Raw genomic sequence first — 13897 nt, 5'->3', positions numbered from 1 at the left:
TTATTGTAAAATTGATAAGTATTAACGCTTCTGATTCTTAAATTTAAGGATTTGTTATTATATTTGTTATCTAACTTTTTATACAATTCAATTATGAAGAAAATTTACTTTTTATTATTTGCTTTATTAATAGCTTCTTTCTCTTTTGGGCAAGATTTATTAGTTAACGGAGCTTTTGAAGCTTGGGATGACTCTACTACTCCAACAGGTTGGACTAAAGCAGAAAATGTCGAACAAGAAGCTACGGAAGTACATTCTGGTACTTATTCAGCAAAACATACTGGTGGAACTAGCGATATAGCACAAACTATTACTGGTATTACTCCTGGAACTTCCTATACGGTTTCTGTTTGGTATAAAGTTGATGCTGGATTTGGTGATAATACAGATGCAAGAATTTGGTCAAAATGGGCTTTAGATGGTGTCAATGACAATACTACTGATGCAGATGTTTTACAAGGTGTTGGAACTACAGGTTATTTTGACAATAACGGAAATGTATGGACACTATACACAACAACAGTAACTGCACCTGCAACTGCTAATGAATTCTATTTTGAGGTTAGAACTTATGGTTCAGCTGTTGTTTATTGGGATGACTTTTCTTTTGTTCAACAGGCAGGTGCTGTACCTACATTAGGTGTTACTTCTCCTTCAAATGGTGAAACTATAGCTAGTCCTGATGTAAATGTTGAAATTAGTGTTCAAAACTTTACTGTTGCAGCTGGTGGAACGGGAGATGGTTATATTACATATTCAGTAGATGCTGGATCTTCAGTGGACAAATTTGATACTACACCTATTGCTTTAACAGGTCTTGCTGATGGAGCGCACACCATAGATTTAGAATTAGTCGATAATAGTGGAACTTCTTTGAGTCCTGCTGCTACTGCATCTGTAAGTTTCACAGTTACAAGTGTGGCTCAAGTTTCAAATATTGCGGCACTTAGAGCTGGAACTGAAGGCCAATTCTATCAATTAACAGGTGAGGCATTGTTAACGTATCAGCAAAGTTTTAGAAATCAAAAATTTATTGAAGATGCAACTGGAGCAATTTTAATTGATGATACTGCAGGTAATATAACTTCGTCATTTGCTATAGGTGATGGCATGACAGGTTTAACTGGTGAATTAGGTAGTTTTGGTGGAATGATGCAATTTATACCATCTGCAGATCCTGGTGCTGCTAGTTCTACTGGTAATACATTAACTCCTCAGGCTGTCACATTAGCAGAACTAACAGCTAACGCTGAGGCTTATGAATCTGAATTGGTAATCGTTTCGGGTGTTACTATGGATAATACTACACCTAACTTTAATGGAGGTTCTGAACATTCTATGAGTCAAGGTGGTGATATGTTTACTTTTAGATCTACCTTCTACGATGCTGATTATGCAGATCAACAGGCTGCGGTTCCAACGGCAGTAACAGATATTGCAGGTATTGTTAATGAAAGAACAGGTAATCTTTATTTCTTAACAGCTAGAGATGCATCAGATTTCAGCGTAGATGTTTTATCTGTATCTGCTTTTGAAACTGCTAAGTTCTCGTTATACCCTAACCCAACAAGCACAGGTTCTGTTTCAATATCTTCTACAAATAGTGAAGCTATTTCTGTACAAGTATTTGATATCTTAGGAAAGCAAGTTAAAAACGAAACTATTACAAACAATACGTTAAATGTTTCTAACTTAAAATCTGGTGTTTATATTGTAAAAATCACTCAGAACAATGCTTCTACTACTAAGAAATTAGTAATTAAGTAAGTTTAATTCACAATACATTTTAGAAGCGTGGCTCAATAATTAGAGCTGCGCTTTTTTATTTTACATATTTTTGCCGAATGATATCTAATGACGACATATTTAATATAAAATCTAATACTGATTTTGAGGCATTAGCTTTAGAAGTTTTTAAATTTCAATTTAAAAATAATAAAGTCTATCGATCGTTTTGCGACTTATTGTACAAACACCCATCAGATATAAAAAGCATTAATGAGATTCCCTTTTTACCCATTCAATTTTTTAAATCTCACAATGTCTTAAGCACTTCTTTACCAATTGAAAAAACATTTACTAGCTCTGGCACAACAGGAAGTGTAACAAGTAAACATTTAGTCTCGGATTTAAAACTCTATGAAGCGAGCTACTTAAAAGCCTTTAAACACTTTTATGGCCAGATTGAAGATTACGTAGTATTAGCATTATTACCATCTTATTTAGAACGTGATGGCTCTTCACTTATTTATATGGTAAATGACTTAATAGATAAATCTAAACAAGCTAAAAGCGGTTTTTATCTTAATAATCTTGAAGAATTAGCAGAAACTATAAAAACACTAGAATCCCAAGAACAAAAAACCTTGCTCATTGGAGTCTCCTTTGCATTATTAGATTTAGTAGAAACCTACCAATTCAACCTGAAGTATACCACAATTATGGAAACTGGAGGTATGAAAGGCAGACGAAAAGAAATAATACGACAAGAGCTACACCAAATTTTACAAAAGGGCTTTGGAGTTAACCATATTCACAGTGAATATGGAATGACCGAACTTTTAAGTCAGGCGTATTCTAAAGGTAATGGTATTTTTGAATGTCCACCTTGGATGAAAATAGTAACACGTGACACTGAAGATGCACTCTCCATACAGCAACCTAATAAGACTGGTGGAATTAACGTCATTGATTTAGCGAATTTAAATTCGTGTTCATTTATTGCAACCCAAGATTTAGGAAAAGTCTACGATAATGGCGAATTTGAAATTATCGGAAGATTCGATAACTCTGACATTAGAGGATGTAATTTAATGGCTTTATAAAAAAAATAAATAAAATTGTAAGGACACAAACTTACACACGACTACTATGATGCTATGAAAAAGAGAGATTTTCAAAGTTGATTGATTGGTTAGTGAGTGCTCAAAAGTAATTTTGGGCACTTATTTTTTTATGCAAGTAGTTTCTTTAACAACACTATCTGCCCTAAATGGTAATAACCATGCTCCATCATACCGTCTATATTTCGTAAATACGTACCGTACTTTGCATCTACAAAATCTTTATTTAAATTTTCTTCAGGCATTTTTTCTATATAATCTGCTAGAGTTATGGTATCATTCCAAAATTGATTTAAAAATATTTCCCACTCTTTTTGTGACTCTATCGGAAGAAAATCAAAACTAAATTTATCTCTTATTTCAAGCTTATTATTTACAAACACGTTTGTTATTCCCGAAATATAATAATGAACGTGCTGTGCTAATACAGCAACAGAATTCAATGATTGAAATTTTGTAGTTGCTATTTTCCAATCTAAATTTTCTAATTGGTGCTTATAATTAGTATTTGCAATCCAAGTACCATTAAGAATTAATTCTCTTAGCCGATTCGCTAATTGTTCGGTTTGCTTCATTTTTAAAAAGAATAAATTATTAAACGATTAACTCAACTCTATGTTACCACCTTTTAGAGTTCATACATAAAGATACAAAAAGACCTCACAAGTTTTAAAACTCGTGAGGTCCAATTTCTTCTAAATCATTAAAGGTTTAGACAATTTTTAAAATAAAATTTGTCTTCTTACCTCTACTAATAATAATGTATTTATCGTGAATTAAATCTTCTGAAGATAAGATATAATCTTCTTTTACTTTTACTTTATTTACAGCTACGGCATTTTCTTTTAAAGCTCGTCTTGCATCTCCATTAGAACTTAAAAAATTAGTTTTTGCAGCCAAAGCACCAATCATATCTATGCCTTCTTCAAATTCAGCTTTAGAAATTTCAGCATCTTTTACACCTTCAAAAACATCTAAAAATAATTTTTCTGGTAGTTGTTTAATTTCATTTTTAAAATCTTTGCTAAACAATATTTTAGACGCTTTTACAGCATTATCATAATCCTCTCTACTATGCACAAAAACTGTCACTTCCTCAGCTAATCTATTTTGCAACAAACGTAAATGAGGAGCGGCTTTATGCTCTTCTATTATAGCATCAATAGCTGATTTATCTAAAAATGTAAAGATTTTAATATATTTTTCGGCATCCTCATCGGTTGTATTTAACCAAAATTGGAAAAATTTATAAACCGAAGTCTTATCTGCATCTAACCAAATGTTTCCTCCTTCAGACTTTCCAAATTTAGAACCATCTGCTTTTGTAATTAACGGACACGTCATAGCATAGGCTTTAGCTTGGTCTTCACCATCATGCATTCGTCTTACCAATTCTGTTCCTGTAGTAATATTTCCCCATTGGTCGCTACCTCCCATTTGTAATTTACAACCCATAGTCTTATACAAATGATGAAAATCGTAACCCTGAATGAGTTGATACGTAAATTCCGTAAATGACATACCTACATTACCTTCGTCTCCACTTAATCGCTTCTTTACAGAGTCTTTAGCCATCATGTAATTTACAGTGATGCGTTTACCAACATCTCTTGCAAAATCTATGAAACTGAACGTTTTCATCCAATCATAGTTGTTTACTAAAACTGGAGCATTTTTTTTATTTGAATTAAAATCTAAAAAACGAGACAATACACCTTTTATACCTGCTACATTGTGCTCTAATGTAGCCTCATCAAGTAAATTACGCTCATCACTTTTTCCAGAGGGATCACCTATCATTCCTGTTGCTCCACCTACCAAAGCCACTGGTTTATGACCTGCTCTTTCTAAATGAACCAATAAAATAATTGGTACTAAACTACCAATGTGCAATGAATCTGATGTAGGATCAAAACCAATATAGGCTGTAGTCATCTCTTGATCTAATTGCTCTTCAGTTCCAGGCATGATATCATGTACCATTCCTCTCCAACGTAATTCTTCTACAAATTTATTTGCCATTACTTTTTAGTTTCAAAAATTGATTTGCGCAAAGATATGTTTCCACAACTAAAGACAAAAGACAATTTTAACCCAATTTAGCCTCAAACAACTCTAGCCATGTTAAACCATACAAACCAACTTCTAAGTATAGAATTTAGATTTAAAATATTGTAACTTCGCCTTATGATTTTAGTCACAGGCGGAACAGGATTAGTTGGCTCACATTTACTTTTTCAACTTTTAAAAAGTAATGTATCTATACGTGCCATATATAGACAAGAAAACACATTAAAACGTGTAAAACATGTCTTTTCATATTTTTCTGATGATGCTGATGCTCTTTTTAATCAAATTGAATGGGTTGAAGCTGACCTTAATAATATTCCGCAATTACAAGATGCTTTTAAGGACATTACACACGTATATCATTGTGCGGCTATCGTTTCTTTTGAGCCTAATAAATATCATTTAATTCGAAAAATAAATATAAAAGGCACGGCTAATATTGTTAATTTATCAATTAGCAATAAGATTAAGAAACTTTGTTATGTAAGTTCAATTTCTGCCATAGGACACCATACAAATCCAGAAGTATTAATCGACGAAAAAACCGATTGGAACCCAGAGGATGATAATAGTATTTATGCCATAACAAAATATGGTGCTGAGCTTGAAGTTTGGCGTGGTACACAAGAAGGTTTGGATGCTGTAATTGTTAATCCAGGAATTATTTTAGGTGCTGGCTATTGGAATGGAGGTAGTAGTGGGAATTTATTTAAGCGTATTTATAATGGCATGCCTTATTATACTCTAGGTATTACAGGTTATGTAGATATTTGGGATGTTGTTAAAGCGATGCAGCAGCTTATGAATAGTAACATAAAAAACGAAGGTTTTATTTTAGTTTCAGAAAACATAAGTTTTAAAGCCTTACAAACAAAAACAGCTGAAGAACTACAAGTTAAGCCACCAAATAAAGAAGCTAAACCTTGGTTATTAGCAATTGCATGGAGATTAGATTGGTTAAAACACAAGCTTTTTGGCAAACCAAGAATTTTATCTAAGCAAGTTGCAAAATCTGCAATTAATATTTCAAAATATGATGCTTCAAAATTAAAAACCACTTTAAATTTTGAATTTAAACCTATAAATAAATCTATTGAAGAAGTGAGTCTTTTATACCTACAGGACGTTTAATTTTCTTTTTTCCAATGACAGTACTATCTAATTTTTTTACTGTTTTTAAATTCCTATTTCTATCTAAGTTTCTAATAGAATCCTTATGTTTTTTAATAGAATCATTCTCTTTGTCTTGTAACTCTTCAAAGATTTCTTTTTCTTTTTCAAGTCTTGCTTTTACTTTATTTATAATAGCACTGTATTCCTCAGTATCAAACGTATAATAGGTATTGCTATCTGCAAACTGCGTACTATCTATATTGTATTTTTCTAAAATATAGTTTTCAGGGTTAAAGCCATTACTTTGCAGTAGATTTCTATTAACCCCTTTTGCTGAGTTAATGATGTATAAGTCGTACAACAAATCAGACATCTGATCTTTAGATATCAAATTATCTGGTTTCTTTGGTTTTTCTATGCCATTACATGCCAAAACAAAAACACTTAGTACTAATATTATACTTATCCGTTTTATCATTTTATCTATTAAAAGTCAATCGTTCTCCTGCTTTAACGTCTAAAACCTTAAAATTGTTATAAGCTAATTGTCCATTAACAAATGTATGAGTAATTCTACTTTTAAATGTATTGCCTTCAAAAGGAGACCATCCACATTTATACAAAATGTTACTTTTATTAACTGTCCAAGGGCTTTGAGGATCTACAATAACCAAGTCTGCAAAATACCCCTCTCTTATATAACCTCGTTTTTCTACATTAAATAATATTGCAGGATTATGACAAGCTTTCTCTACTATTTTCTCAACCGAAATTTTACCTTGATGATGCGCTTCCATTAAGGCTACTAAAGCATGTTGTACCAATGGACCACCTGAAGGAGCACTTGTGTAAGGGTTGTTTTTTTCTTCGAGCGTATGTGGTGCGTGGTCTGTTGCAATAACATCTATTCTGTCATCCAATAATGCTTTCCATAACTGATCTCTATCCTTTGCTGTTTTAACTGCAGGATTCCATTTAATATGACTGCCTTTTTTAGCATAATCTTCATCAGAAAACCATAAATGATGTACACAAACCTCTGCTGTAATTTTCTTATCCTTTAAAGGTATTTTATTTGAAAATAAACTCGTTTCCTTACCTGTTGATACATGAAACACGTGTAATCTTGCTCCAGTTTTCTTTGCTAATTCAATCGCTTTAGAAGATGATATGTAACAAGCATCTTCGCTTCTTATAATTGGATGCAGTTCCATAGGAATATCATCACCATACTCAGCTTTATATTTTGCTAGATTTTTTTTAATCGTTGCTTCATCTTCACAATGTACTGAAATCACCATATCAGTACTCGAAAAGATTTTCTCAATAACCTTAGGGTCATCTACCAACATATTTCCTGTAGAAGAGCCTAAAAACAATTTTAATCCAGCAACAGTTTTAGGGTCAACTTTTAAAATCTCATCTAAATTATCATTGGTACCACCAAACATAAATGAGTAATTAGCGTAAGAAGAATTGGCTGCAATAGCAAATTTCTCTTCTAACTTTTCTACCGTAGTTGTTTGTGGATTGGTATTTGGCATTTCAATAAAAGATGTAATTCCACCTGCCAAAGCTGCTTTAGATTCAGACTCAATGTCTGCTTTGTGTGTTAGTCCAGGTTCTCTAAAATGAACTTGGTCATCAATCATTCCTGGAAAAACGTAATTACCCTCTACATCAATTACATTAATATCCGCAGATTTAACACTAATGGAAATATCAATTTCTTTTATAATATTGTCTTCAATAAAAATATCACCTTCAACAATTTTTCCTTCGTTGACGATTCTGGCATTTTTAATTAGGGTATTTCGATTCATGGTCTTCTACTTAGTAAATAAACTTTTAATTTTTAAACTAATCACTCCAAAAATAGCTTCAGAAATAATACTTCCACTCATTTTTGATTTCCCTTTGGTTCTATCTTTAAAGATAACAGGAATTTCTACAATTTGAAATCCTTTTTTGTAAGCTTTAAATTTCATTTCAATTTGAAATGCATAACCTACAAACTTTATTTTTTTTAAATCAATAGCTTCTAAAACAGACCTTTTATAGCAAACAAAGCCGGCTGTAGAATCTTTGACAGTCATTCTTGTAATTAATCTTACATAACGAGATGCTCCGTAAGACAAAATAATACGTGACATTGGCCAATTGACAACAGTAATTCCTTTTACATATCTAGAACCAACGGACATATCTGCTCCATCAATAGCACATGCCTCATATAATCGTATTAAATCTTCTGGATTATGCGAAAAATCCGCATCCATCTCAAAAACATATTCATATGAATTCTCTAAAGCCCATTCAAAACCAGCAATGTAAGCTGTACCTAAACCGCTTTTTTTAGTACGCTCTAATAAAAACAATTGGCCTTTAAACTCTTGTTGAAGTGTCTTAACAGTTTCAGCAGTATGGTCTGGAGAATTATCATCTACTACTAAAACATGAAAAATTTTCGGTTGCGAAAACACAGTTCTAATGATTGATTCTATATTTTCAATCTCGTTATAGGTAGGAATTATGACAATTGCGTCAGACATTTACTCTCTTTTAAAATACTCTTTTGAGTAGCTTTTAGAATTTTAACAAAAGTAAAGTTTTTAATGGATTTTATATCGGAATTAACTTTTTTGATAGATAAGAATCTCTCTTATTACTTTAAACGCTTTTTTTTATAATTTAGCAGCATGCGAAATTATATTACATACGAGTGGTTTACCATTTTTACAATCATAGGATTGTTCTCTATCGTTGTTGCAAAATATATAAATACGCTGCGATTTAATGACTTTATGTATGTTATTGGTAATTCTAAATATCTAAAAATTTATACTAAAGATCAAAAATTTATAGATCAGTTTGACAGCTTTTTATTTATAAACCTAAGCTTATCATTTAGCATTTTTTTATTCTTTGCCTACTCCACCTTTGTATCTCCATTAGATTTTGAACTTGTTTCGTTCTTAAAACTACTATTTGTAGTGTCTACTATAATCATCATAAAAACACTTATTGAACGGCTTATTGGCAGTCTTTTTGAAATAGATAGCCTAATGGATCAATATCTTTTTCAAAAAACAACCTTCAAAAATTTATCTGGTATTGTTTTTTTAATGGCTAATTTGTTTTTGCTTTATACCAACCTATCTATAGAAATAATAATAACAATTGGGTTTTCATTGGTTTGTATTATTAATTTCATTGGCTTTTTATCTTCGTTCAAAACTTATCAAAAACTATTAAATCCCAATTTTTTCTATTTTTTATTGTATCTTTGCGCTCTCGAAATTGGGCCTTATATACTTTTATATAAGGTTATTAGAGAGTATAACGCTTAAAACACAAGGTTTACGTATGAAAGTGAAAACGATTTTAGTATCACAACCAGAGCCTAAAATAGAGAACTCTCCATACTTTGATTTGCAAGAAAAGCAAAAAGTTAAGGTGGACTTTAGACCCTTCATTCATGTTGAAGGTGTATCATCCAAGGATGTAAGACAACAAAAAGTTGACCTCAGCAAATACACAGCCATTATCCTTACAAGTAGAAATTCAGTAGATCATTTCTTTAGAGTTGCAGATGAAATGCGATTTAAAGTACCAGATTCTATGAAATATTTTTGCCAATCTGAAGCTGTAGCATATTACTTGCAGAAATATGTGGTTTACAGAAAACGTAAGATTTATGTTGGTAAACGTACTTTTGAAGACTTAATGCCTTTAATTAAAAAGTATAAAGACGAATCTTTTTTATTACCTACAACAGACAAAGTAAAAGATGTTATTCCAGAGATTTTAAACGAATTAGGTGTAAAATGGAAACAAGCGACTTTTTACAAAACCGTAATTAGTGATTTATCAGATTTATCTAATGTTACTTATGATATTTTAGTATTCTTTAGTCCATCTGGTATAGAATCATTATTCCATAATTTCCCAGACTTTAAGCAAAACGAAACACGTATTGCTGTATTCGGAAACACAACGGTAAAAGCCGTTAAGGAAAAAGGATTGCGTGTAGATATTTCTGCACCAACACCTGAAACTCCATCAATGACAATGGCGCTACAGAAATATATCGATTCTGTTAATAAGGGAAAATAATTTCTTTTAAATAGTTTAATATAAAATCCCAACTAAAGTTTTTAGTTGGGATTTTTGGTTTTAAAACAATAAATAACTCTTTATATATTAACTAAACCATTATTGGTCATCTGTTTAAAGCTTCATAGAAGTTTATGCATAAAAAAAAAAAAACGATTCTAATTAAAGAATCGCTTTTTTATATATCTGAGCTGAGTCGCTAATTAAAACGAATAACGTTGTGGACCTCCACGTCTCACTTCTTCAGACGCATAAGATTCAAACTTCTTAAAGTTCTCTCTAAATGCATTTGATAGCTTAAATGCCATAGTGTAATATGCTTTATCATCGTTCCAAGTTGTTCTTGGGCTTAATACTTCTGTAGGCACTCCAGGACATGTTCTTGGTTGTGCTACTCCAAATACAGAGTGAATATGATAATCTTCATAAGTATAATCACCTAACTCTCCATTTAAAGCTGCGTTAATCATAGCACGTGTGTATTTTAATTTCATACGTGTACCTACTCCGTAAGGACCACCTGTCCAGCCTGTATTAACTAACCATACATTTACACCTGCATCTTTCATCTTTTTGCTTAGCATCTTAGCATATTCTGTTGGATGCAATGGCATAAATGGCGCACCAAAACAAGCTGAAAAACTTGGTACTGGCTCCACTACTCCTGCTTCTGTACCAGCAACTTTTGCGGTATAACCAGAAATAAAGTGATATGCAGCCTGACTAGGTGTTAATTTAGATATTGGAGGCAAAACTCCAAAAGCATCTGCCGTTAAGAAAAAGATGTTCTTTGGGTTATTACCTATAGATGGTTTTCTAATATTTTCTATATGATAAATTGGGTAACTTACTCTGGTGTTTTGAGTAATTGACGTATCAGCAAAGTCTACAACGCCTTTGTCATCCATTATTACATTTTCAAGAATAGCTCCTTTTTTAATCGCTGCAAAAATCTCTGGTTCTTGTTCTTCAGAAAGGTTAATGACTTTAGCATAACAACCTCCTTCAAAATTAAATACAGAGTTTTCTTTTGTCCAACCATGTTCATCATCTCCAATTAAACTTCTGTTAGGATCTGTTGATAATGTCGTTTTTCCTGTTCCTGATAACCCGAAGAAAATAGCTGTATCATCATCCTTACCAACATTAGCACTACAGTGCATAGGTAAAGTCTCTTTAAATACAGGAAGAATAAAGTTTAAAGCAGAAAAGATTCCTTTTTTAATCTCACCTGTATAACCAGTTCCACCTATTAAGGCAATCTTACGTGTAAAATCTAATATTGCAAAATTGTGTTGACGCGTACCATCTACCTCTGGATCTGCCATAAAGCCTGGTGCGTTAACCACAGTCCATTCTGGTGAAAAGTTTTCTAATTCAGCTTCCGTTGGGCGTAAAAACATGTTATAAGCAAACATATTACTCCAAGGATACTCATTGATAACCCTAATATTTAACTTGTAATCTTCATCTGCACAAGCATAACTATCACGTACATAAATTTCCTTTTCAGATAAATAATCTACCACTTTATCATAAAGCTTCTGAAATTTATCACTTTCAAAAGGAATGTTGATATTTCCCCACCAAACTTTGTCTTTGGTAATATCATCTTTTACAATAAATCGGTCCATTGGAGAACGACCTGTAAATTCACCTGTATTAACCGCTAAAGCACCAGATGAGGATTCTACACCTTGTCCTTTTGCAATGGTTTCAGAATGAAGCTCATCTGAGGATAGTTGATAATTAACTTTTGCATTTTTAATTCCATAATTTTCTAACGAAATCGTTTTCGTTAATTGGGAATGATTTGCCATAATATTTGTGTTGTTTAGTGGTGCAAAATTATAATTTTATTTTGAAATGGCACCTTTGATTCACATTAATCGACCTTATTTCTAATTATACCGATTAACATCACCATCCATGCTGCAATTAGCAACAGTCCTCCAAGAGGAGTAATAAAGGCAATCGTCTTAAAATCAAAGCTTGAAAGTGAGTTTGTAGCCAAACCATAGATTGAAACCGAGAAGAAAATTACACCAAAAAGTACCAAATAAAATATAGTTTTTTTAGCTTTTAAACTTAGGAAAGATGTACTACCCAGTATTAAAAGAAAAAATGCATGGTAGAGTTGGTAGCGCACTCCCGTTTCAAAAGATTTAATAGCATCTGCATCTACTAATTTCTCTAAGCCATGAGCTGCAAAAGCTCCTAAAATAATACCTAAAACTCCTAAGATTGCTCCTGTAATTAATAGTGTCTTGTTCATAATTAAATATGGATTTTAGGTTTTTAGTCCTTATTGTATTTATTACTTTCGTGCAACACAAAATTAGTTATATAAACTCATTATGCGAAACATTTTAATTATTGGTGCAGGTAAATCTTCATCATACCTTATAAAATATTTACTCGATAAATCTGAATCTGAAAAACTTCATATCACCATTGGTGATCTCAATGTTGACAATGCCAAAAAACTGGTTGGTTCTCATCCAAATACAGACGTCATTCACTTAGATGTCTTTAATGCAGCATCTAGAGTTGAAGCCATAAAGAATGCAGATATTGTAGTTTCAATGCTTCCGGCTCGTTTTCATATTGAAGTTGCTAAAGACTGTATTACCTACAAAAAGAATATGGTTACGGCATCTTATGTCAGTGAAGAAATGCAAGCCTTAGATGCTGATGCTAAAACCAACAATCTCATTTTTATGAATGAAATTGGAGTAGATCCTGGCTTAGACCACATGAGTGCGATGCAAGTCATTAATCGCATTAGAGATAAAGGTGGTAAAATGATTTTATTTGAATCGTTTACAGGTGGATTAGTGGCACCAGAGAGTGATAACAATCTTTGGAACTATAAGTTCACTTGGAATCCCAGAAATGTGGTGGTCGCAGGACAAGGAGGAGCTGCTAAATTTTTACAAGAAAACCAGTTTAAATATATTCCTTATAACCGTTTATTTAGACGTACAGAATTTTTAGATGTTGAAGGTTATGGTCGTTTTGAAGGCTATGCCAACAGAGATTCTTTAAAATACCAAGAAGTGTATGGCTTAGACCATGTTAAAACTCTATATCGTGGAACCATTAGACGCGTTGGTTTTAGTAGAGCTTGGAACGTTTTTGTGCAATTAGGTATGACCGATGACAGCTACACTATAGATGACAGCATTAATATGAGTTATCGCGATTTTGTGAATTCATTTTTACCATACAGCCCAACGGATTCTGTTGAACTTAAATTTAGACATGCCTTAAAAATTGACCAAGATGATATTGTTTGGGATAAATTTTTAGAACTCGATATCTTTAATCCTAAAAAAATGGTAGAATTAGACAAAGGTACACCTGCTCAAATTCTTCAGAAAATATTAATGGATAGTTGGACATTAGACGAAACCGACAAAGATATGCTAGTGATGTACCATAAATTTGGTTACGAACTTAACGGAGAAAAACATCAAATTGATGCTACCATGGTAACACTTGGTAAAGATCAAACCTATACAGCCATGGCAAAAACAGTAGGTTTACCTGTGGCTATTGCAACTTTAGCTATTTTAAATGGTAAAATAAAAACACCAGGAGTTCAAATCCCAATTAATAAAGAGGTTTATACTCCAATTTTAAAGGAGTTAGAAGCTTACGATATTATATTTAAAGAGCATGAAGTACCTTATTTAGGTTACAACCCTTTAAATGTTTAAAATAACAATTAAATAGAATTACCTCATAAAGCG

The 13897-nt window shown here is 32.3% G+C and carries 13 protein-coding genes; 6 read left to right on the top strand and 7 right to left on the bottom strand.

What is annotated here, in order from left to right; translation table 11 throughout:
• Positions 1 to 93 precede the first annotated feature (93 nt).
• Positions 94 to 1767 (top strand): T9SS type A sorting domain-containing protein, encoded by a 1674-nt coding sequence (locus DFQ10_RS02215; protein ID WP_115815797.1) that lies wholly within the window; start codon positions 94 to 96, stop codon positions 1765 to 1767.
• A gap of 77 nt (positions 1768 to 1844) precedes the next feature.
• On the top strand, positions 1845 to 2825 hold the full coding sequence (locus DFQ10_RS02210; protein WP_115815796.1) for a LuxE/PaaK family acyltransferase: 981 nt from the start codon (positions 1845 to 1847) through the stop codon (positions 2823 to 2825).
• Between the two features lie 128 nt (positions 2826 to 2953).
• Here the strand turns inward: DFQ10_RS02210 and DFQ10_RS02205 are convergent, their stop codons facing one another.
• Both DFQ10_RS02205 and tyrS read right to left on the bottom strand, forming a co-directional pair.
• The gene (locus tag DFQ10_RS02205; RefSeq protein ID WP_115815795.1) at positions 2954 to 3418 is read right to left on the bottom strand and encodes a DUF1572 family protein; all 465 of its coding nucleotides are present in this window, start codon (positions 3416 to 3418) and stop codon (positions 2954 to 2956) included.
• Between the two features lie 136 nt (positions 3419 to 3554).
• Positions 3555 to 4865: a tyrosine--tRNA ligase gene (gene tyrS / locus DFQ10_RS02200; RefSeq protein ID WP_115815794.1), complete on the bottom strand. Its 1311-nt coding sequence runs from the start codon at positions 4863 to 4865 to the stop codon at positions 3555 to 3557.
• 165 nt (positions 4866 to 5030) lie between these two features.
• Here tyrS and DFQ10_RS02195 point away from each other — a divergent pair, with 165 nt between their 5' ends.
• Positions 5031 to 6044 (top strand): NAD-dependent epimerase/dehydratase family protein, encoded by a 1014-nt coding sequence (locus DFQ10_RS02195; protein ID WP_115815793.1) that lies wholly within the window; start codon positions 5031 to 5033, stop codon positions 6042 to 6044.
• Here the strand turns inward: DFQ10_RS02195 and DFQ10_RS02190 are convergent.
• From DFQ10_RS02190 to DFQ10_RS02180, 3 genes are read right to left on the bottom strand one after another with little or no spacing between them, the layout of a single operon-like run.
• A complete protein-coding gene (locus DFQ10_RS02190) occupies positions 6004 to 6504 on the bottom strand; it encodes a DUF4296 domain-containing protein (RefSeq protein WP_115815792.1) in 501 nt (166 codons plus the stop codon). The two genes, DFQ10_RS02195 and DFQ10_RS02190, sit on opposite strands and share 41 nt — an antisense overlap.
• Position 6505: 1 nt before the next feature.
• Complete coding sequence (locus tag DFQ10_RS02185; RefSeq protein WP_115815791.1) at positions 6506 to 7849, bottom strand: dihydroorotase; 1344 nt, start codon at positions 7847 to 7849, stop codon at positions 6506 to 6508.
• A 6-nt stretch (positions 7850 to 7855) separates the two neighbouring features.
• Positions 7856 to 8578 carry a polyprenol monophosphomannose synthase gene (locus DFQ10_RS02180; RefSeq protein WP_115815790.1) on the bottom strand — a complete coding sequence of 241 codons (723 nt, stop codon included), beginning with the start codon at positions 8576 to 8578 and terminating at the stop codon, positions 7856 to 7858.
• A gap of 147 nt (positions 8579 to 8725) precedes the next feature.
• On the opposite strand from DFQ10_RS02180, the gene DFQ10_RS02175 reads away from it, so the two are divergent.
• The gene (locus DFQ10_RS02175; protein ID WP_115815789.1) at positions 8726 to 9376 is read left to right on the top strand and encodes a DUF4271 domain-containing protein; all 651 of its coding nucleotides are present in this window, start codon (positions 8726 to 8728) and stop codon (positions 9374 to 9376) included.
• A 16-nt stretch (positions 9377 to 9392) separates the two neighbouring features.
• Positions 9393 to 10142: a uroporphyrinogen-III synthase gene (locus tag DFQ10_RS02170; protein WP_115816416.1), complete on the top strand. Its 750-nt coding sequence runs from the start codon at positions 9393 to 9395 to the stop codon at positions 10140 to 10142.
• Positions 10143 to 10345: 203 nt separating this feature from the next.
• Here DFQ10_RS02170 and pckA read toward each other — a convergent pair whose 3' ends face one another.
• Together pckA and DFQ10_RS02160 are read right to left on the bottom strand one after the other, a co-directional pair.
• Positions 10346 to 11962, bottom strand: a complete 1617-nt coding sequence (pckA, locus tag DFQ10_RS02165; protein WP_115815788.1) for a phosphoenolpyruvate carboxykinase (ATP) — start codon at positions 11960 to 11962, stop codon at positions 10346 to 10348.
• Between the two features lie 65 nt (positions 11963 to 12027).
• The gene (locus tag DFQ10_RS02160; RefSeq protein ID WP_115815787.1) at positions 12028 to 12417 is read right to left on the bottom strand and encodes a DUF423 domain-containing protein; all 390 of its coding nucleotides are present in this window, start codon (positions 12415 to 12417) and stop codon (positions 12028 to 12030) included.
• An 82-nt stretch (positions 12418 to 12499) separates the two neighbouring features.
• Between DFQ10_RS02160 and DFQ10_RS02155 the strand changes: the two genes are divergently transcribed.
• Positions 12500 to 13864, top strand: coding sequence for a saccharopine dehydrogenase family protein (locus tag DFQ10_RS02155; RefSeq protein WP_115815786.1), 1365 nt, complete (start codon positions 12500 to 12502; stop codon positions 13862 to 13864).
• Positions 13865 to 13897 lie beyond the last annotated feature (33 nt).

Source organism: Winogradskyella eximia, from assembly GCF_003386165.1.
Classification (GTDB): domain Bacteria; phylum Bacteroidota; class Bacteroidia; order Flavobacteriales; family Flavobacteriaceae; genus Winogradskyella; species Winogradskyella eximia.
This window is presented reverse-complemented; position numbering and strand designations above follow the sequence as displayed.